Genomic DNA, 20,452 nt, shown 5'->3' with positions numbered 1-20,452 from the left:
CGGTTTTAGTATATATGCACTTACTGCTCGCCCATCAGCAGGTACATGACCGCCTTCTGGGCGTGGAGGCGGTTCTCCGCCTCGTCGAAGATCTCGTTGGCATGGGCCTCGAACACCTCGGCGGTGATCTCCTCCCCCCGGTGGGCGGGCAGGCAGTGCTGCACCATGCAGCCGGGGTTGGTCAGGGCCATCAGTTCGCTGTTGATCTGATAGACGCCCTCAAACACCGCCCGGCGGGCCTGGGCCTCGCCCTCCTGACCCATGGAGGCCCATACGTCGGTAAACATGGCGTCGGCGCCCGCTGCGGCCTCCTTGGGATCCCGGCAGAGGGTGAACTTGCCGCCGCAATTCTGGGCAAACTCCAGCACCTTGGGGTCGGGGTCGTAGCCCTCGGGGCAGGCCACGGACACCTCCATGCCTACCTTCAGACCGCCCACGATCAGGGAGTTGGTCATATTGTTGCCGTCGCCGATGTAGCACAGCTTCAGGCCCTCCAGACGGGACTTGTGCTCCCGAATGGTCATCAGGTCGGCCAGCACCTGGCAGGGGTGGGCAAAGTCGGTGAGGCCGTTGATGACGGGGATGGAGGCGTACTTGGCCAGGGTCTCCACCTCCTCCTGGCCGTAGGTGCGGATCATGATGCCGTCGCAGTAGCGGCTGAGCACCCGGGCGGTGTCCTCAATGGGCTCACCCCGGCCGATCTGGCTCTCCTTGCCGGAGAGGAACAGGGCGTGGCCCCCCAGCTGGTACATGCCGGTCTCAAAGGAGACCCGGGTACGGGTGGAGTTCTTCTCAAAGATCATCGCCAGGGTCTTGCCCTCCAGATAGTGGTGGGTCAGGCTGTGCTTCTGGTTGTATTTCATCTGGTCAGCGGTATCCAGGATCTTGGTGATATCCGCAGGGGTCAGATCCAGCAGTTTGAGCAGGTCTTTTTGCATTTCAGTTCACCTCACAACAGATTAAACCAGGGTCTGTTCCAGAATCGCCAGCCCCTTGTCAATTTCAGCCATGGTAATGGTCAGCGGGGGCAGCAGCCGCAGCGCCGTGCCGGCGGTGAGCACCAGCAGGCCGTGCTGGATCAGCCGGGCAGCCAGCACCTTGTTGCTCTCCTCCCCCTTGACCTCCACCCCGATCATCAGGCCCAGCCCCCGGCTCTCGCCCAGGCTGGACAGGCCCATGTGGGCGATGCGGGTGCGGATATAGTCGCCCTTCTCTGTCACAGCGGCCAGGGCGTCCTCGTCCAGGGTATCCAGCACCACCTGAGCGGCGGCGGCGCAGATGGGGTTGCCGCCGAAGGTGGTGGCGTGGGTGCCGGGACCCAATACGTTCCGGCACCGCTCGTTCACCAGGAAGCCGCCCATGGGCAGACCGCCGGCGATACCCTTGGCAAAGGATACGCCGTCGGGGATGATGCCGTACTGCTGGAAGGCAAACAGGGTTCCGGTGCGGCCCACGCCGGTCTGCACCTCGTCCACCAGCAGCAGCCAGTCCCGCTCGGCGCACAGCACCGCCAGATTGTGGACATACTCCGGATCCATGGGATAGACGCCCCCCTCCCCCTGGACCAGTTCCAGCATGACGGCGCACACATCATGGCCCGCCACCTCCTGGATGGCGTCGATGCTGCCCGCCTGAGCGTACCGGAAGCCGTCGGTGAAGGGGAAGAAGTAGTTGTGGAACACATCCTGGCCGGTGGCGGTGAGGGTGGTGATGGTGCGGCCGTGGAAGGAGTTTTTCAGAGTGATGATGGTGCCTCTCCCCTTGCCGTACTTGTCAAAGGAGTATTTCCGGGCCATTTTGATGATGCCCTCGTTGGCCTCCGCGCCGGAATTGCCAAAAAAGGCCGCCGCCATGCCGGTGCGCCGGCAAAGGGTTTGGGCCAACTGAGCGTAGGGCTGGGAGTAAAAGAGGTTGGAGATATGGCCCAGCTTCTGGGCCTGGGCCGTGATGGCCGCCACCCACTTCTCGTTGCCGTAGCCAATGGAGTTCACCCCGATGCCGGAGGAGAAGTCGATGTACTCCTTCCCCGCCAGGTCGTACAGAGTAGCCCCCTTGCCGTGGTCAATGTCCACGTCAAAGCGGCCGTAGGTCTGCATGGCGTACTGATGGTCCAGCGCGACCAGCTCTTCATGATTCACGTGCCTTCCCTCCTTACAGCAGCATGGTACCGATGCCCTCGTCACTGAGCAGCTCGATGAGGATGGAGTGCTGGATCCGGCCGTCCAGGATCACCGCGTCCTTCACGCCGGAGCGCACCGCCTCCACGCAGCAGTCCACCTTGGGGATCATGCCCCCCTTGATCACCCCGTCCTTCACCAGACCGGGTACCTGGGACAGCTTCACCACCGGCAGCAGCGTATTCTCGTTTGCGGGGTCCATCATCAATCCCCGCACGTCGGTGAGCAGGATCAGCTTCTCCGCCTTCAGGGCCATGGACAGCTTGGCGGCGGCGGTGTCGGCGTTGATGTTGTAGGCCGTCTCCTGGTCCACCCCCTGGGCTACCGTGGACACCACGGGGATGTAGCCGTTTTCCAGGCAGTCCACCACCGCCTGGGGGTCCACGGCGGTGATCTCACCCACCAGGCCGTACTTCTCGTCCAGCTGCCTGGCCTGGAACAGGCCAGCGTCCATGCCGCACAGTCCCACAGCCTTGCCGCCCAGGCGGTTCAGGGTGGCTACCAGATTCTTGTTCACTTTGCCGCACAACACCTGCTGGACGATGTCCATGGTCTCCTGGTCGGTGTAGCGCAGGCCGTCCACAAATTGGGACTCCTTGCCGATTTTCTTGAGCATCTCGGTGATCTCCGGCCCGCCGCCGTGGACCACCACCACCCGCACCCCCACCAGATGGAGGAGGATGATGTCGGAGATCACCGCCTGGCGCAGCTCGTCGGAGATCATGGCGTTGCCGCCGTATTTCACCACCACGGTCTTGCCGTTATACTTCTGGATATAGGGCAGGGCCTCGGCCAGCACCTGGGCCCGCTCCACATGGGAATAGGACATGCTCTTCCACACCTCTTACGTCCGGTAGTCGCCGTTGATTTTCACATAGTCATAGGTCAGGTCGCAGCCCCAGCAGGTGGCCAGGTGCTCCCCCTCGTGGAGGTCCACCAGGATGATCACCTCGTCCTGGGACAGGATGCTCTTGGCGGCCACCTCGTCAAAGTCCACCCCGGCGCCCTGATGGCACACCAGGATCTCCCCCACGGCGGAGGCAAACTTCACGTCCACAAACTCCGGCCGGAAGGGGGCCTTGGAGTAGCCCATGGCGCACAGCACCCGGCCCCAGTTGGCATCGGCGCCGAACATGGCGGCCTTTACCAGGGAGGACCCCACCACCGCCTTGGCCAGACGCTCGGCGCTCTCCTCGCTGCGGGCGTCGGACACGGTGCAGGTGATCAGCTTGCTGGCCCCCTCGCCGTCGGCGGCGATGTTCCGGGCCAGCTGTTCAAAGACATAGTGGAGGGTTTTATAGAACACCGTATAGTTGTCGTCCTTCCACTCAATAAGCTCATTTCCCGCCATGGCGTTGGCCAGCACCACGCACATGTCGTTGGTGGAGGTGTCCCCGTCCACAGTCACCCGGTTGAAGGTACGGGGGACAATCTCATGGAGGGCCTCGGTGAGCATCTCGTGGGTGATGGCGCAGTCTGTGGTGACAAAGCACAGCATAGTGCCCATGTTGGGGTGGATCATGCCGGAGCCCTTGGCGATGGCCCCGATGGTCACCGTCTTGCCCCCGATGGAGCAGGTCACCGACAGCTCCTTCTTCACCGTGTCGGTGGTCATGATGGCGTTGGCCGCATCGTCGGAGCCGTTCTTGGACAGGGCGGCGGCGGCGGCGGGCATCCCCTTGGCAATGGCTTCGATGTTCAGCTCCTGGCCGATGACGCCGGTGGAGGCCACCACAAAGTCGCTGGCCTTCAGGCCGGTGGCCTGGGCCGCCAGCTGGCACATCTCCTCGGCGTGCTCATGGCTGTTGGGGGCGCAGGCGTTGGCGTTGCCGGAGTTGGCCACGATGGCCTGGGCCTCCCCGTTTTCCAGGTGGTCCATGGTTACATACAGGGGGGCGGCCTTCACCCGGTTCATGGTATACACCGCCGCCGCCACGCAGGGCTGCTCGGAGACGATGAGGGCCAGATCCTTCTTGTCCTCCAGCACCTCGGGCATCTTGCTCATGGGAGGCTGATTGCCGTCTCCCTTGCCCTTCTTCACACCGCAGTGGACGCCGGAGGCGGTAAAGCCCTTGGGGGCGGTGACACCGCCGGGAATCTGTTTCATATTGCTCACTCCTCTTTCCTTACAGCGCCAGGCCGCGGGTCTCTTCAAAGCCCAGCATCAGGTTCATGTTCTGCACCGCCGCGCCGGAGGCGCCCTTGCCCAGGTTGTCAAACCGGGCGGTGATGATGCTCTGCCCCTCATGGCCGCTGACGGTGAGTTCCAGCCTGTCCGTGCCCGCCAGGGCGTTGGCCGCCAGATAGGCCGGTTCCTCCGTGTAGGGGGCCACCGAGACCAGGGGCTGTCCGGCGTAGTAGGCCATCAGGATCAGGCTCAGCTCCTTGGCGGTGGGCTGGCCCACCAGGTAGCGGTTGTGGATGTAGATGGTGGTGGCCATGCCCTTATAGTAGTCATCCACCACCGGGGTGAACACCGGCGGGTTGTCCAGGCCGGAGATCTTCTGCATTTCGGGCAGATGCTTGTGCTTGAGGGTGGTGCCGTACACTCTGGGACTGCACAGCTCCTCCCCCTTCTCCTTGCTCTCGTACTGGGCGATCATCTTCTTGCCCCCACCGGAGTAGCCGGTGAGGGAGCAGCAGGTCAGTGGGTAATCCCGGGGCAAGATCCGCATGGACACCAGTGGAGCCGCCGAGGCCAGAAAGCCGGTGGCGTGGCAGCCTGGATTGGCCACAAACCGGGCGGTTCCGATGACCTCCTCCGGCTTCTTGTACAGCTCCGGGAAACCGTACACCCAGCCGGGGGCAGTACGGTGGGCGGTGGATGCGTCGATGACCCGGGTACGGGAATTTTCAATCAGCCCCACCGCCTCCACCGCCGCCGCGTCGGGCAGGCAGAGGAACACCAGATCGGCGGCGTTGATGAGCTTTTTCCGCTCGGTCAGGTCTTTTCGCTTGTCAGGGTCGATGACCAGCAACTCAATATCCTCCCGGCCTGCTAGCCGCTCGTGGATCTGCAGGCCGGTGGTGCCCTCCTGGCCGTCAATAAATACCTTTGGCTTACTCATGTTCCCGCGCCTCCACAAAGGCTTTGATGTTGGCAATCTGCTGCTCCACGGCCTCCTTGGCCGGGCCGCCGTAGACCTTCCGGCCGTTGACGCAGGTTTTCAGCTCCAGGGCCTGGTACACGTCGGCGTCAAACAGGTTGGAGATGGAGCGGAAGTCCTTCAAAGGCAGGGTGTCCAGGGTCTCCCCCGCCTTGATGCACATGTTCACCAGCCGGCCCACGATCATATAGGCCTCCCGGAAGGGCATGCCCTTCTTGGTCAGGTAGTCGGCGCAGTCGGTGGCGTTGATGAAGCCGCCGGAGGCGGCGGCGCGCATATTTTTGGGCAGAACGGTGAGGGTGTCCAGCATGGCGGTAAACACCGGCAGGCACATCTCTACCGTGTCGATGGCGTCAAAGACGCACTCCTTGTCCTCCTGCATATCCTTATTATAGGCCAGGGGGAGGGCCTTCATGACGGTAAGCAGGGTCACCAGGGAGCCGTACACCCGGCCGGTCTTGCCCCGGACCAGCTCAGCCACGTCAGGGTTCTTTTTCTGGGGCATGATGGAGGAGCCGGTGGAGTAGGCGTCGTCCAGCTCCACATACTTGAACTCCCAGGAGCACCAGAGGATGATCTCCTCGGAGAACCGGGACAGGTGCATCATCAGGATCGAGCAGGCGGACAGAAACTCAATGGCAAAATCCCGGTCGGACACCGAATCCATGGAGTTGTCGGTGGGCTTTTGGAAGCCCAGGGCGGCGGCGGTCTGGAACCGGTCCACCGGATAGGTGGAGGTGGCCAGGGCGCCCGCCCCCAGGGGGCACTCGTCCATGCGCTCCAGACAGTCCTCCAGCCGGGTCACGTCCCGGCGGAGCATATTGGCGTAGGCCATCATGTAGTGGCCGAAGGTGGTGGGCTGAGCCCGCTGGAGGTGGGTATAGCCCGGCATGACGGTCTCCAGGTTGGCCTCCGCCTTTTTGATAAGCACTTTCTCCAGCTCCAGCACCATGCCGATGATCTTGGGGATCTCCCCCTTCACATAGAGCCGGAAATCCACCGCCACCTGGTCGTTGCGGCTGCGGGCGGTGTGGAGCCGCTTGCCCGTGTCGCCAATGCGCTGGGTGAGCATGGTCTCAATGTTCATGTGGATGTCCTCATTCTCCATGGAGAACTCCACCTGTCCGGCCTCGATATCGGCCAGGATCACCTTCAGTCCCTCGATGATCTTCTCCGCCTCATGCGCCTCAATGATGCCCTGCTTGCCCAGCATGGCGGCGTGGGCCATGGAGCCGGTGATGTCCTCTTTGTACATCCGGGCGTCAAACGTAATGGAAGAGTTAAAGTCATTCACCAGGGTGTCGGTCTCTTTCTGGAACCGTCCGGCCCAAAGTTTCATAGTCAATCGCTCCCTATTTGGATTGCGGGCGACCGCAGGTTGTCCCTACGGTTTCGGTAGGGTCAGCCTGCGGCCGCCCGCAGAACATTTGAAAATTACTTGTTCAGCTTGCCCTGATCCCGCAGCGCCAGCACGGTGTCCGGCAGGCCCCACAGGTTGATGAACCCGGTGGCGTCGTTCTGGTTGTAATCGCTCTCCTGGAAGGTGACGATCTCCTCGGAGTAGAGGGTGTCGGGAGAGGTGACGCCGGCGGTGATGATGTTGCCCTTGTACAGCTTCAGCTTCACGGTGCCGGTGACGTGCTTCTGGGTCTCGGTAGCAAAGGCGGTGAGGGCCTCCCGCAGGGGGGTGAACCACTTGCCGTTGTACACCAGGTCGGCGAAGTCCACCGCCAGCTTGCTCTTCATGTGGGCGGTGTCCTTGTCAATGGTGATCATCTCCAGCACCTCATGGGCCCGGTACAGGATGGCGCCGCCGGGGGTCTCGTACACGCCCCGGTCCTTCATGCCGGTCATCCGGTTCTCCACGATGTCCAGCAGGCCGATACCGTTCTTGCCGCCCAGGTCGTTGAGCTTGCGGATGACGTCGGAGGCCTTCATCTTCTCCCCGTCCACCGCCACGGGCCAGCCTTTCTCAAAGTCGATGGTCACATAAGTGGCCTGGTCGGGCGCCATGGCGGGAGACACACCCATCTCCAGGAAACCAGGCTTGTCGTACTGGGGCTCGCTGGCCGGGTCCTCCAGGTCCAGGCCCTCGTGGCTCAGGTGCCACAGGTTCTTGTCCTTGGAGTAGTTGGTCTCCCGGGAGATCTTCAGGGGCACATTGTGGGCCTCGGCATAGTCAATCTCCTCGTCCCGGCTCTTGATGTCCCACTCCCGCCAGGGGGCGATGATCTTCATTTCGGGGGCAAACCGCTTGATGGCCAGCTCAAACCGGATCTGGTCGTTGCCCTTGCCGGTGCAGCCGTGGCAGATGGCGTCGGCCCCTTCGGCCTTGGCGATCTCCACCAGACGCTTGGCGATGATGGGCCGGGCAAAGGCGGTGCCCAGCAGGTAGTCCTCATACTTGGCCCCCATCTGCATGGAGGGGATGATCACGTCATCCACCATCTCGTCCACCAGGTCCTCCACGTACAGCTTGGAGGCGCCGGTCTTGATGGCCTTCTCCTCCAGGCCCTCCAGCTCGTCGGCCTGACCCACGTTGCCGGAGACGGCGATGATCTCGGGATTGTTGTAGTTCTCCTTCAGCCAGGGGATGATGATGGATGTATCCAAACCGCCGGAATAGGCGAGCACTACTTTTTTGATGTCAGCCATGGTAAAAACCTCCGTTTGTTCTTGTTGGAGATAGTGTAGCACAGCCCTCTGGAAAATGCAAGGGTCAATTCGCATAAATATGCGAATTGACCCCCATTGCTCTGGTGTATTTTTCCGATAATATGCATAATATTTATTTTATTTTGAATATTCATGGTTTTTACGCCGGTACAGCAGCCAGAGCGCCGCCGCGACTGCGGCCAGGCTGAGCCACTGGGAGGTGGAGAGGGGCCCGTACAGCCGCCGGGCGGGATCTCCCCGGAAAAACTCCAGCACAAAACGGGTGGGGGCGTAAAGCAGCACATAGGCCGGCAGCAGCCGCTCCCGTACCTTTGTCCTGCCGGCATACCACAGCAGGATGGCGAAGATCACCAGCTCCGCCCCGCTCTCCCACAGCTGCACCGGCAGCAGGGGTATCCCATTGGGACCGGCTACGGCGTGGGTGAAGGAGATCCCCCAGGGCTCCGGGGCCTCTACGCCGTAGCAGCAGCCGGCGCAGAAGCAGCCCACCCGGCCAAAGGCGTGGAACAGGGGAATGGCGGGAACCAGGACGAGGAAAAAATCGCTCAGGCGCAGGGAAAAATAGCGGGCGGTGAGCCATGCGCCCACCACCGCCCCCGCCAGACCGCCATAGTACACCATGCCGCTGGTGAGATAGGTGCGCACGAACCGCTCCCACTCCCCCGTCCACAGCATGGGCAGGTCGGCCGCCATCTGGGGCAGCAGCGGCAGCAGGGACAGAAGCTTGGCCCCCACCAGCACCCCGGCGAAGGAAAAGACATAGAGATACACGCTGTCGTCTCTGTTCAGGCCAAAGCGGGGACTGGCCAGCACCACCAGCAGCAGGCCGGCCAAAAAGCCCAGGATTGCCAGAACGCTATAGGTGGACAGGGTGTGTCCGAACAGGGTGACATAGGGCAGCACGCCGTTTCCTCCTCTCAGGCAAAACGCCGCGGCGTCCCTTGGCGGGGCGCCGCGGCGCTTGCGTCTTGCATGATGTACCGTTGGCTTAGAGGCTCAGGCCCATGGCGCCGATGGTGGCGGCGCAGGCCAGCACCAGCACGAAGGCCAGCACGCCCACGATCACGGAGATCAGGCTCATCACAAAGCCGGCGGTGCGGATGGGACCCACAAAGCCCTGCTGCTTGGACTTACTGGCCAGAACCAGACCAATAATGCCAAGAATCAGGCCGATCAGCCCATTGATGAAAAAGGTGAATACCAGGCCCACAATGCCCAGCACCATGCTGGCGATAGCCAGACCCTTACCGTTATCCTGCGACATAATAGCAACTCCCTTCTCTCTTATCCGCAGCATGTACTTCCAACTGAGTAACATTCTGCTTTCTGCATTATACGACACTCTCACCCAATCGTCAAGTCATACCGGTTATATGTGAAACCGCCTGCGCGCCTCCTCCCGGAGAGAGGGGATCCGGCGCACGATGACCAGGGGGATAACCAACCCCAGGCAGATGGTGAGCACCACCAGGGACCAGGAGGGGTCCCACCGGCCGCAGAGCCACAGATCAATGAGGTATTCCACCCCGAACAGGAATACCCCCAGGCTGCCGATGAGGATGGTCAGGCTGGTGATGATCGAGCGGCGGTATACCCGCAGCACCAGGCCCAGCAGCAGAAGAATGGCGCCGCCCCAAAAGATGATGGGAGCGGCCAGCCCCCAGAACCAGGCTTTCCCGTTCAGGTCCAAGGAAATCAGGTAGACGTAGAGGGCCACCGCCGCCACATCCACCAGCAGCCGCAGCAGCAGGTGCATCCCCCTGGCCAGCAGCGGAGGCACCAGCCAGAGCCACAGCATGGCCGCCGCGCCGATGACATACAGGGACCACCCCCGCTCCGGCTTGAGGAACACGTTGAGCAGCCCGCAGCACAGGGCCACGCAGGCCAGCATGGCGGTGACCAGCAGCGCCAGCTCCTGCTTGGACACGGGGGCTACCTCTCCCCGCTGGGTGGGAAAGGGCTTGGGCGCCCTCAGGTCCGGCGGCTGGTTCGGATCCGCCACCGGAGTATGGCAGAGGGGGCAGAAGGTAGCTGTGGCGTCCAGCTCCACCCCGCAATGGACACAGTATGACATAAAAACGTCCCCTTTTTTCTCATTCCGCCCGGTTGCTCTCCACCTTGACGTGGATACCCTCCCGGACCAGGAAGCGGAAGAAATCCCGCTCGGTGTCGCTCTCCCGCTGGGTGCCCGCAAAGGTGATCTCCATCAGGTCTCCATAGCTGATGGAGGCGCAGTGGACCCGGGGGTTGGTAGCCTGCCCCAGAATGACCTCCATGCGCCGGATGTGGGGCTCCATCTCCGGCGGCACGGAAAAAGCTCCCGGATTGGTGTAGGTGCCCGAATAGGGCCGCACCCCCGCGATCCGGTAGCCCAGGGACATCACCGGATTTTTCAGCACAATGGGCACAATCTGCAGCAGCCGGTTTTTGGTAAAGCGCACGTTGCCCGTCAGCTCCGCCCGCATCCGCTGGCGGTTGATCTTCAGCCGCATGGTGTGGTGGACCTGACTGAGCACCTCTTCAAAGGTATATTCCCCCAGGCTCGGATCAATAACCGGCCGGACGGCGAGAATAAAGTTGCGCAGGGTCTCCGAGGGGAACCAGGCCCTCAGATTGATGGGAATGGCCAGAGCCACCGGCCGCTCCTTCCGGGGCCGCTCCCGGTGCTGCTTCTCCAGGATCACCTGTATCAGCACCGCCGCCAGATATTCGGTGATGGACACGCCGTATCCTTTGGCCTTCTGTTTCAGCTGGGACACCGAACAGAAGCCCATGGTCACGTTCAGGGTATAAAAGGGCTCCGGCGTGCCGGTGTTCTGGTAGGCCTTCTCCCGCTCCTTCCAGCGCCAGCCCTTGCCCTGGGCGTATTTCCCATAGGCGTCCTCCAGCTCCTCCCGCCGGGGCGGCTCCCCAATATCCAGAATGCCGTGGGTATTTCCAATCTTATGCCCCAGCTCCCGCAGATAGACCGCCAGCAGGGTCTTGAAAAACACCAGCGCCCCGCCGCCGTCGCTGACGGCGTGGAACACCTCCACCGAAACGCGGTGTTCATAGTAATAAAACCGGACCAGCCAGCCGTTGTCCTCCCGAAAGCGCACCGGCTGGCAGGGATTGGAGATATCCTCCTTCACAAAGGGGCCGGGGGCGTCGTTGGGCTCAAAATAATACCAAAAGGCCCCCTTTTTGATCCGCACCCGAAAGGTGGGAAACCGGGGCATGGTCTGATCCACCGCCCGCTGGAGGGCCTGCCGGTCCACCGGCTGGTCCATAACGGCGGAGAAGCGGTAAATGGCGGAATAGGTCTCCTTCTGCAGGGCGGAGTAGAGCACGCCCGCGTTGTCCAGCCGGTACCACTCCGAGGCGCCCGCTTTCTCAGGCATGACATCCCCTCCTTATATAAGGATAGCATACCACATTCCCACCCCGGTCTCAAGGGGAAGGGTGACGGCTCGCAGCGCTTTCCTTTTTCCCGCCGCCGTGGTATAATGTTTTATTCCCCAATTTGTCAGGAAGGAGATCCTCCATGGACCAGGACAAGATCCACATCAAGCTTCAGGGCCTCGCCCCCAAACCCCGGACCGCCGCCGAGACCCAGCGGCTGGACCCCTTTCTCCGGGCCCTGCGGGCCATCCACAGCGCCGCCACGCCGGAGACCATGAATCTGGAGGACCTGGAAAAACAGCGCAAGGGCCAGCAGCTGCTGGGCCGTCTGGTGGCTCCCATGGCCGGCATGAGCTGGGAGCCCTTTTCCCTGGAGGACATGCCCTGCGCTTGGGTGCGGCCCCACCGGGGCCACGACCGGCGGCGGGCCGTGCTCTACTGCCACGGGGGCGGCTATACCAGCGGCAACCTGGGCTATTCCCGTATTCTGGCCTCCAAGCTGTCCAACGTCACCGGCTGGCAGGTGCTCTCCTTTGAGTACCGTCTGGCCCCCGAACACCCCTACCCCGCCGCGGTGGAGGACGCCATGAAGGCCTGGGACTACCTGATGTACCAGGGCTACGGCGCCCGGGACGTGGTGGTGGCCGGCGACTCCGCCGGGGGCAATCTGGCCCTGGTGCTCACCCATCTGCTGAAAAAGGCCGGCCGGCGGCTGCCCCGGGCCCTGATCCTCCTCTCCCCCTGGACGGATATGACGGCCAGCGGGAAATCCTACCAGGAGCGGGAGGCCATTGACCCGGTGCTCACCCTGAACTATATCTACGCCGTGCGGGACGCCTACGCCAGGGGCCAGGACCTGTCCGACCCCTGCCTGTCCCCCCTGTTCGGGGACTTTACCGACTTCCCCCCCACCCTGATCCAGGCAGGCACCAACGAGATCCTGCTCTCCGACTCCGTGCGCCTGCGGGACCGGCTGATCCAGGCCGCCGTCCCCTGCCGGCTGGAGGTGTGGTCCGACCTGTGGCACGTGTTCCAGATGTTCCCCATGAAAAAGGCCAACGAGGCCATGGAGAGCATCGGCCGTTTCCTGCTGGAGACCCTGTGATACCGAAAAAAGCCCCGCCGGACCGTCTGCATGACGGTCCGGCGGGGCTTTTTCAGCCGTCTTCCTTCCTCCGGCCACTGACCGAGGTGAGATCCACCCGCCACACCGAGACGGCGGGCAGATACTTCTCAATGACCTCCTCCACCCGGCCTGGGCAGTCGGGGGTGTATTTGTCGCAGATGGCCCTTAACCCCTGCCGTATCTCCGACGGGTCGGTGACCTCCACCGCCCTGCCCCGGACCACGGCGCTGGTAAAATGGGTGGTATATTCCGCCTGGATCACATGCTGCTCCCCCACCGCCGTGAGACACACCGCTGGATGCGCCCGCAGGCAGTCCAGCTTCTCCCCCGCTCTGGCACAGTGGAAGTAGATCGCCTCTCCCACCCGCACGGCGTTGAGGGGCACACAGTAGGGCTCCCCCGCCAGATCCGTCATGGCCAGCACCATATACTCGCATTGGTCCAGGGCCTTCAGCCCTTCTTCCCGATGTTCCTCCCGCTTCACAGCGCTCCCTCCTTTTTTCCCTATCATAATGCGCCGCTGCCCATTCCGCAAGAAAAAATTTCGAGCAGGTATTGACATTTGAACAACCGTGCATATAATAATATATGAACAATAACTCATATCTTTAAGAAAGGAAGTGGCCGGATGCCCGAGCCCAAAGATGTGGAACGCTGCGAATATATGCACGTCCACGAGGATATTGTGAATCAGGTCAAGCGGGATATGCCCGACGAGGAAGTGCTGTACGATCTGGCCGAGCTGTTCAAAATCTTCGGCGACTCCACCCGCATCAAGATCCTGTACGTCCTCTTTGCCTCGGAGATGTGTGTGTGCGACATCGCCCAGCTGCTGGGCATGACCCAGTCTGCCATCTCCCACCAGCTGCGCTCTCTGAAACAGTGCCGGCTGGTGAAGGCCCGGCGGGAGGGCAAAACCGTGTTCTACTCCCTGGCCGACAGCCACGTGCGCGCCATTCTGGACCAGGGCATCGAGCACGTGGCGGAATTGCTGCCCCTGCATATTTTGTAAAAGGATATAAGGAGGAACCTAATATGAAAAAGCGTTTCAAGCTGCTCAACCTGGACTGCGCCAACTGCGCCGCCAAGATGGAGGATGCCATCAAGAAGCTGGATGGGGTCCATGACGCTACGGTCAGCTTCATGACCCAAAAGCTGACTCTGGATGCCGACGACGCCCGGTTTGAGGAGATTCTCCAGCAGGCGGTCAAAGCCTGCAAAAAGGTGGAGCCCGACTGCACCATCGTACTGTAAATGCTCCGGCCCCCAGCCGGAAGGAGTGGTTTGTGATGTCCAAGAAGCAAAAACGGATGCTGGCGCGGATCGCGGCCGCCGCCCTTCTCTTTGCGGCCGCCCTGCCGCTGCCGCTGACGGGTCTGGCCCGCCTGGCGGTGTTCCTGCTCCCCTACGCTGTGGTGGGCTGGGATGTGCTGTGGCGGGCGGTGCGCAACATCGCCCACGGGCAGGTATTTGACGAGAACTTTCTGATGGCCCTGGCCACAATCGGAGCGCTGGCCACCGGGGAATATCCGGAGGCGGTGTTCGTCATGCTGTTCTATCAGGTGGGCGAACTGTTCCAGAGCTACGCCGTGGACCAGTCCCGCAAATCCATCACCGCCCTCATGGACATCCGCCCCGACTATGCCAACATGGAGGTGGACGGCCAGCTCCAACAGGTGGACCCGGAGGACGTGGCTGTGGGAGACACCATTGTCATCAAGCCCGGGGAGCGGATCCCACTGGACGGGGTTGTGCTGGAGGGGACCACCACCGTGGACACCGCCGCCCTCACCGGCGAGTCTCTCCCCAGAGAGGCGGGGCCGGGAGACGACGTGATCTCTGGCTGCGTCAACCTGTCCGGCCTGCTGCGGGTGCAGGTCACCCGGCCCTTTGAGGAGTCCACCGTGTCCAAAATCCTGGATCTGGTGGAAAACGCCTCGGGGCGAAAGGCCAAGGCGGAGCACTTTATCACCAAATTTGCCCGGTACTATACCCCCATTGTGGTGCTGGCCGCGGTGGCGCTGGCCGTTCTCCCGCCCCTGTTTACATCCATCCAGTGGGTGGACTCTATCCAGCGAGCCCTCAACTTCCTGGTGGTCTCCTGCCCCTGCGCCCTGGTGATCTCGGTGCCCCTGTCCTTCTTCGGCGGCATTGGCGGGGCCTCCCGGGACGGGATCCTGGTGAAGGGCGGCAATTATCTGGAGGTACTGGCCAAGGCGGAAATTGTGGTATTTGACAAGACCGGCACCCTGACCCAGGGGGTCTTCAACGTCACCACCATTCATCCCGACGACTGCTCAGAGGGGCAGCTGCTGGAGCTGGCCGCCCTGGCCGAGTCCTGGTCCGACCACCCCATCTCCCGCTCCCTGAAGGAGGCCTATGGCAAGGAGCTGGATCCCGCCCGGGTATCGGAGGCGGAGGAGCTGTCCGGCCGGGGCGTGCGGGCGGTGGTGGACGGCAGAACCATCTGCGCCGGCAACGACAAGCTGATGGAGGACATCGGCGTGTCCTGGCACCCCTGCCACCGGGTGGGCACCACCGTGCATGTGGCGGCCGACGGGGTGTACCTGGGCCACATCGTCATTTCCGACCAGGTAAAGCCGGACGCCAAAGAGGCCATTGCCGCCCTGAAGTCCCAGGGTGTGCGCAAGACCGTGATGCTCACCGGCGACGCCCGGGAGGTGGGCGAGGATGTGGCCGGCCGCCTGGGACTGGACGAGGTCCACACCCAGCTGCTCCCCGCCGGCAAGGTGGAGCAGGTGGAGGCTCTGCTGAAGCAGGTCTCCCCCAAGGGGGCGCTGGCCTTTGTGGGAGACGGCATCAACGACGCCCCGGTGCTCTCCCGGGCGGATGTGGGTATCGCCATGGGCGGTCTGGGCTCCGACGCTGCCATTGAGGCCGCCGACATCGTGCTGATGGACGACAAGCCCTCCAAAATTGCCCACGCCATTTCCATCGCCCGGCGCACCCTGGCCATCGTCCGGCAAAATATCGTCTTTGCCCTGGCGGTCAAGCTGCTGGTGCTGGTGCTCAGCGCTGCGGGCTGGGCCTCCATGTGGGCGGCGGTATTCGCGGACGTGGGGGTGTCGGTCATCGCCATCCTCAACGCCATGCGGTGCCTGCGGCAGCCAAAACAGATCTAAAAGCAGAGAACGGTCCGTCCCCACAGGGACGGACCGTTCTGTTTCCTGTTACTTGTTCCGGTCGGCCTGGATGAGCAGCTTGACCGCCTCAATGCCCACCTCCAGAGCGGCGGACAGATCGTGGCTCTCGGCCTGATCCAGCCCGGCGGCCTCCCGCTCCTGGTTCCAGATCACGTGGAAGCAGGAGCCGCACCGCACTCCCAGGGCGGCGGCGCAGCAGAACAGGGCGGCCGACTCCATCTCGGAGGCCAGCACCCCCAGCCGTTTCCAGGCCTCCCACTTGTACAGCAGCTCCTGACTTACCGGCATCCGGGCCGGATCATGCTGCCCATAGAAGGAGTCCTTGCACTGGACCACTCCAGCGTGCCAGGGCTTGCCCAGATTCTGGGCGGCCTGTACCAGGGCGGTCTGCACCTCATAGTCCGACACGGCGGGGAACTCGATGGGGGCATACTCCCGGCTGGCTCCCTCATGGCGCACCGCGCCGGTAGCGATCACCACATCGTCGCTCTTCACCTTCAGGGCGATGCCGCCGCAGGTGCCCACCCGGATAAAGGTATCCGCGCCGATGTTATGCAGCTCCTCCATGGCGATCACGGCGGAGGGGCCGCCAATTCCGGTGGAGCAGACGCTCACCTTCTCCCCCAGCAGGGTGCCGGTATAGGTTGTGTACTCCCGGTTGCTCTGGATCTTTACCGGGTTGTCAAAGTAGGCCGCGATCTTTTCGCACCGGCCCGGGTCGCCGGGCAGGAAGCAGTACCGCCCCACGTCTCCGGGGCCGCATTGGATATGAAACTGAAGCTCATGCTGATGCATGGCCGTCACCTCATTTCTCCTGTTTGATGGTTTTTATTATATCTGTTTCCGCCCCTCTTTGCAAGATATACAAATATATCTTCTGTTTGTAACTTTTTGTTGTTGTATTTTTTATGTCTTTCTTTTAAAATATCATGTCGTGACAGAATCCCGGTTCGTGTGAGGATGAGACGATGCGAAGAACAATCCTGCTTCTGTCCACAGCTCTGGTCGGGGGCCTGGTTCTGGGTACCCTGCTGGGCAGCGGACTTTTCAGCGCCGGGCATGGACTGAGCCGTGCCGCCAGCGCCAGCGCTCCCATGGCGCAGACACAGATGACCGCCGCCAGCACCACCCCGGTTCCCCTGAACACCGAGGACAACGATTTGCTCCTGGCTCGGGCGGGGTCGGTTCTGGAGCTGCTGAAGGAAAAGGATTATACCGCGCTGTCCGGCCTGGTCCACCCCCAGAAGGGCGTTACCCTCACCCCCTTCTCCACGGTGTCCACAGAATGCGACCGCACGCTGACCCAGACGGACGTGGCGGAACTGGAGGAAAACCAGCAGACCTATGTATGGGGTGTTATGGACGGCTCCGGCTCCCCGATCCGCTCCACCTGCAGCGACTATTTTGACCGCTTTGTATACAATGCCGACTACGCCCAGGCGCCGGAGGTGGGGGTGGACACCGTTCTGATGAGCGGCAACGCCCTGGAAAATGTGTCCGACGCCTACCCCGACGCCCGCTTTGTGGACTATAACTTCCCCGGCATCGACCCCGGCAAAAACGGCTACGACTGGTGTTCCCTCAAGCTGGTATTTGAGCCCTGGCAGAATGAGTGGTATCTGGTGGGCCTCATCCACAGTGAATGGACGACATAATACCGATTCTTTCAGGCATAATCCGCTCCCTGAACCGGCTTCCGCCGGTTCAGGGAGCGTTTTCTCGTTCTTCCGACAAAATAATGTGCATCAGCTCTTGCATCCCGGCCGTGTTTGGGTTAAGATTGGCTTTACCAATGTGTACAGCATCTTTAAGGATGCGCTTGGAAAGGATGTTTGGAGCTTGAAAATCATTATCGTGGGCAACGGCAAGGTGGGTTTCACCCTGGCGGAGCACCTCTCTCAGGAGGAGCATGACGTTACGGTGATCGACACCAATGACGAGGCCCTGCGCCATGCCTCCGATGCGCTGGACGTGATGTGCGTCAAGGGGAACGGCGCGGCCATTTCGCCCCTGGAGGAGGCGGGCGTCTCAAACGCGGACGTGGTCATCGCCGCCACCAACCTGGATGAGATAAATATGGTCTGCTGTCTTACCGCCAAACGGCTGGGGGCCAAATTTACCATTGCCCGGGTCCGCAACGTGGAATACGCCATGGAATTTTCCCATCTGAAGGACGAGCTGGGGGTGGACCTGGCCATCAATCCGGAAAACGCCACGGCAGTGGAGATCTCCCGCCTGCTGCGCTTCCCCCCCGCCGCCAATATCGAGACCTTCTGCAGGGGCCGGGTGGAGCTCATCGGCTTCCGGGTCCGGGAGGGGGATTTTCTGGTAGGCGCGCCGCTGTCCGCCCAGAGCCGCAAGCTTCAGTCTTTGTCCATGCTGCTGTGCGCGGCGGAGCGGGAGAGCGGCGAGGTCGTCATTCCCGACGGTTCCTTTGTCCCCCAGGTGGGCGATCACCTGTACCTGGTGGGCGACCCTGTGGGCCTGACCTCCTTCTTCCGCCTGCTGGGCCGCCACACCCCCAAGAGCCGGGACGTGCTGGTGGTGGGCGGCGGACGGATTGCCCACTATCTGGCGGTGATCCTGGACCGCATCGGGATGCACGTCAAAATTATCGAGCGCAGCATGGAGCGCTGCCGCCACCTCAGCGAGGTGCTGCCCCACGCCATGATCCTCTGCGGCGACGGCACCGACCAGGAATTGCTGGAGCAGGAGAATGTGTCCGCCACCGACGCCTTTGTGGCCCTTACCGACCGGGATGAGGACAACCTCATCATCTCCCTCTACGCCATGCAGCAGGGCATCCCCAAGGTGGTGGCCAAGTGCAACCGGCAGAACTATGTGGGCATCGCCCACGCCGCCGGACTGGACAGCATCATTTCCCCCAAAATGATTACCGCCAGCCACATTCTGCAGGTGGTACGGGGTATGCAGAACTCCAAGGGCAGCGTGATGAACGCCCTGTACAAGATTGCCGACGGCCGGGCCGAGGCCATGGAGTTCATGGTCAACGAGACCACCCACAACCTGAACATTCCCCTCCGGGACCTGCGGCTGAAAAAGGGTATCCTCATCGCCGTGCTGGTCCGCAACGGCAAGATCATCATTCCCGACGGCTCCTCCGTTATCTCCTCCGGCGATATCGTGATCCTGATTTCCCGCAACCACGGAATTCTGGATATCAACGATATCTTTGAGGACTCTCTGCTGGACATGGGGGCGGCTCAATGAACTTCAGACTGGTATTCAAGCTGACGGGAAAAACCCTGATGGTGGAGGCTGCCACCATGCTGCTGCCTGTGGCGGTCTGTCTGTACTACCGGGAAAATCCCACCCCCTTCCTGCTTACCATTCCCCTGCTGATCGTGGTGGGCTTTCTCCTCTCCCTGCTGAAGAGCAACGACCACTTCTTTCCCAGAGAGGGATTCTTCGCCGTGGCTCTCATCTGGCTGCTGGTCAGCGCCACCGGGGCCCTTCCCTTCTATTTCTCAGGTTACTTTCCCACCTATATCGACTGTTTTTTTGAGTCGGTCTCCGGCTTTACCACCACCGGCGCCTCCATTCTGACGGCGGTGGAGCCTCTCCCCAAGGGGATCCTGTTCTGGCGGTCCTTCATGCACTGGCTGGGAGGCATGGGGGTACTGATTCTCACCATCGCCCTGCTGCCCAGCCTGGGGGCCCGCACCCTCCACCTGATGAAGGCAGAAAGCCCCGGACCGGTGGTCAGCAAGCTGGTGCCCAAGAGCAGTCAGTCCTCCAAGATCCTCTACGGCATCTACTGCGGCTTGACCATCATCGAGGTTCTGATCCTCCGCCTGGCCGGCATGCCCTGGTATGACAGCCTGGTCCACTCCTTCGGCACCGCGGGTACCGGCGGCTTCTCCATCAAAAACCTCTCCATTGCCGCCTACAACAACCCCGCTTTTGAGATCATCATTACCATATTCATGCTGCTGTTCTCGGTGAACTTTGCCCTCTATTTTCTCCTGCTGCGGGGAAAGATCAAGCAGGTCTTTCAGAGCGATGAACTGCGCTTCTTCCTGGTGGTGGTCTTTCTCAGCATCGCCCTGATCTCCATAAACATCCGGAGCCTCTATACCACGCTTGGCGAAGCAGTGCGGCACGCCGCCTTCCAGGTCGGCTCCATTATTTCCACCACCGGATATGCCAGCGCCGATTTCAACCAGTGGCCGGAGTTCTCCCGGATCCTGCTGGTACTGCTCATGTTCATCGGCGCCTGCGCCGGGTCCACCGGCGGCGCCATCAAATGCTCCCGCATCCTGTTGATTTTCCGGTGCATCCATCGTGAAATCCGGCAGGTGATCCATCCCAGGGCGGTAAATGTGGTCAAGCTGGACGGCCATGTGCTGGAGGAGAGCTCCCTGCGCTCGGTGCATATCTTCTTCTCCGCCTACATTCTCATCACTCTGGGGGCAACGCTGCTGGTATCGGTGGACAATTTCTCCTTTGGCTCCACCTTCACCGCTGTGGTGGCCTGCATCGGCAATATAGGCCCCGGCCTGGAGCTGGTGGGCCCCATGGGCAACTACGCATCCTTCTCCCTGTTCTCCAAAACCATCCTGTCTCTCTGCATGATTGTGGGTCGCTTGGAAATACTTCCCATACTCGTACTTTTTAGCGGAAATGCATGGAAACGCTCTTAATTTTATAGTCATCTTTGTAGAAAGCGTCAAATCCTAGGATTTGACGCTTTCTTTCTGTGAATGGGACTTGCCAAAGAGCGGTGTCTTGCGTTAAAATCATGTTGTCTGGAAAACCGGGAACCCGTTGGGCTACAAGGGTTTCCGAACTACAAAGGAG

20 protein-coding genes are annotated in these 20,452 nt (G+C 61.7%); 7 read left to right on the top strand and 13 right to left on the bottom strand.

The window, feature by feature from the left end; genetic code table 11:
• Positions 1-20: 20 nt before the first annotated feature.
• The 11 genes from argF to B5F88_RS03730 all read right to left on the bottom strand — a co-directional run bounded on the left by argF (position 21) and on the right by B5F88_RS03730 (position 11,340).
• Entirely contained in the window at positions 21-938 is a 918-nt protein-coding gene (gene argF, locus B5F88_RS03780) for an ornithine carbamoyltransferase (protein ID WP_087341773.1), read from the bottom strand.
• A gap of 21 nt (positions 939-959) precedes the next feature.
• Complete coding sequence (locus B5F88_RS03775) at positions 960-2,138, bottom strand: aspartate aminotransferase family protein (RefSeq protein ID WP_087341771.1); 1,179 nt, start codon at positions 2,136-2,138, stop codon at positions 960-962.
• Positions 2,139-2,151: 13 nt separating this feature from the next.
• Positions 2,152-3,006, bottom strand: a complete 855-nt coding sequence (gene argB / locus B5F88_RS03770) for an acetylglutamate kinase (RefSeq protein ID WP_087341769.1) — start codon at positions 3,004-3,006, stop codon at positions 2,152-2,154.
• A 15-nt stretch (positions 3,007-3,021) separates the two neighbouring features.
• A complete protein-coding gene (gene argJ, locus B5F88_RS03765; protein WP_087341767.1) occupies positions 3,022-4,284 on the bottom strand; it encodes a bifunctional glutamate N-acetyltransferase/amino-acid acetyltransferase ArgJ in 1,263 nt (420 codons plus the stop codon).
• Between the two features lie 19 nt (positions 4,285-4,303).
• The gene (gene argC, locus B5F88_RS03760) at positions 4,304-5,245 is read right to left on the bottom strand and encodes an N-acetyl-gamma-glutamyl-phosphate reductase (protein WP_087341764.1); all 942 of its coding nucleotides are present in this window, start codon (positions 5,243-5,245) and stop codon (positions 4,304-4,306) included.
• Positions 5,238-6,623, bottom strand: a complete 1,386-nt coding sequence (gene argH, locus B5F88_RS03755) for an argininosuccinate lyase (RefSeq protein ID WP_087341763.1) — start codon at positions 6,621-6,623, stop codon at positions 5,238-5,240. Before argH ends, argC begins: the two co-directional genes overlap by 8 nt.
• A 95-nt stretch (positions 6,624-6,718) precedes the next feature.
• Positions 6,719-7,939 carry an argininosuccinate synthase gene (locus tag B5F88_RS03750; RefSeq protein WP_087341761.1) on the bottom strand — a complete coding sequence of 407 codons (1,221 nt, stop codon included), beginning with the start codon at positions 7,937-7,939 and terminating at the stop codon, positions 6,719-6,721.
• A 138-nt stretch (positions 7,940-8,077) separates the two neighbouring features.
• Positions 8,078-8,863: a prolipoprotein diacylglyceryl transferase family protein gene (locus tag B5F88_RS03745; protein ID WP_087341759.1), complete on the bottom strand. Its 786-nt coding sequence runs from the start codon at positions 8,861-8,863 to the stop codon at positions 8,078-8,080.
• An 85-nt stretch (positions 8,864-8,948) separates the two neighbouring features.
• On the bottom strand, positions 8,949-9,224 hold the full coding sequence (locus tag B5F88_RS03740; RefSeq protein ID WP_087341757.1) for a hypothetical protein: 276 nt from the start codon (positions 9,222-9,224) through the stop codon (positions 8,949-8,951).
• A gap of 105 nt (positions 9,225-9,329) precedes the next feature.
• Positions 9,330-10,034 (bottom strand): DUF6320 domain-containing protein, encoded by a 705-nt coding sequence (locus B5F88_RS03735; RefSeq protein WP_087341755.1) that lies wholly within the window; start codon positions 10,032-10,034, stop codon positions 9,330-9,332.
• A 19-nt stretch (positions 10,035-10,053) separates the two neighbouring features.
• Entirely contained in the window at positions 10,054-11,340 is a 1,287-nt protein-coding gene (locus B5F88_RS03730; RefSeq protein ID WP_087341752.1) for a hypothetical protein, read from the bottom strand.
• A gap of 143 nt (positions 11,341-11,483) precedes the next feature.
• Between B5F88_RS03730 and B5F88_RS03725 the strand changes: the two genes are divergently transcribed.
• The gene (locus B5F88_RS03725) at positions 11,484-12,446 is read left to right on the top strand and encodes an alpha/beta hydrolase (RefSeq protein ID WP_087341749.1); all 963 of its coding nucleotides are present in this window, start codon (positions 11,484-11,486) and stop codon (positions 12,444-12,446) included.
• A gap of 52 nt (positions 12,447-12,498) precedes the next feature.
• Here B5F88_RS03725 and B5F88_RS03720 read toward each other — a convergent pair whose 3' ends face one another.
• A complete protein-coding gene (locus tag B5F88_RS03720) occupies positions 12,499-12,951 on the bottom strand; it encodes a pyridoxamine 5'-phosphate oxidase family protein (protein ID WP_087341747.1) in 453 nt (150 codons plus the stop codon).
• Positions 12,952-13,095: 144 nt separating this feature from the next.
• On the opposite strand from B5F88_RS03720, the gene B5F88_RS03715 reads away from it, so the two are divergent.
• Genes B5F88_RS03715 through B5F88_RS03705 form a run of 3 tightly spaced genes read left to right on the top strand, consistent with a single transcriptional unit; the run spans position 13,096 to position 15,610 of the window.
• Positions 13,096-13,479, top strand: a complete 384-nt coding sequence (locus tag B5F88_RS03715; protein ID WP_087341745.1) for a metalloregulator ArsR/SmtB family transcription factor — start codon at positions 13,096-13,098, stop codon at positions 13,477-13,479.
• A gap of 23 nt (positions 13,480-13,502) precedes the next feature.
• Positions 13,503-13,721, top strand: a complete 219-nt coding sequence (locus B5F88_RS03710; RefSeq protein ID WP_087341742.1) for a heavy metal-associated domain-containing protein — start codon at positions 13,503-13,505, stop codon at positions 13,719-13,721.
• Positions 13,722-13,756: 35 nt separating this feature from the next.
• Positions 13,757-15,610: a heavy metal translocating P-type ATPase gene (locus tag B5F88_RS03705; RefSeq protein ID WP_087341740.1), complete on the top strand. Its 1,854-nt coding sequence runs from the start codon at positions 13,757-13,759 to the stop codon at positions 15,608-15,610.
• A gap of 48 nt (positions 15,611-15,658) precedes the next feature.
• Here the strand turns inward: B5F88_RS03705 and udp are convergent, their stop codons facing one another.
• Positions 15,659-16,426: a uridine phosphorylase gene (gene udp / locus B5F88_RS03700; RefSeq protein ID WP_087341739.1), complete on the bottom strand. Its 768-nt coding sequence runs from the start codon at positions 16,424-16,426 to the stop codon at positions 15,659-15,661.
• 173 nt (positions 16,427-16,599) lie between these two features.
• On the opposite strand from udp, the gene B5F88_RS03695 reads away from it, so the two are divergent.
• The 3 genes from B5F88_RS03695 (at position 16,600) to B5F88_RS03685 (ending at position 20,295) form a co-directional block, all read left to right on the top strand.
• Entirely contained in the window at positions 16,600-17,286 is a 687-nt protein-coding gene (locus tag B5F88_RS03695) for a hypothetical protein (protein ID WP_087341737.1), read from the top strand.
• Positions 17,287-17,470: 184 nt separating this feature from the next.
• Positions 17,471-18,862, top strand: a complete 1,392-nt coding sequence (gene trkA / locus B5F88_RS03690; protein ID WP_087341736.1) for a Trk system potassium transporter TrkA — start codon at positions 17,471-17,473, stop codon at positions 18,860-18,862.
• On the top strand, positions 18,859-20,295 hold the full coding sequence (locus B5F88_RS03685) for a TrkH family potassium uptake protein (protein ID WP_087341734.1): 1,437 nt from the start codon (positions 18,859-18,861) through the stop codon (positions 20,293-20,295). Before trkA ends, B5F88_RS03685 begins: the two co-directional genes overlap by 4 nt.
• Positions 20,296-20,452 lie beyond the last annotated feature (157 nt).

Source organism: Flavonifractor sp. An306, from assembly GCF_002159455.1.
Taxonomy (GTDB): domain Bacteria; phylum Bacillota; class Clostridia; order Oscillospirales; family Oscillospiraceae; genus Flavonifractor.
This window is presented reverse-complemented; position numbering and strand designations above follow the sequence as displayed.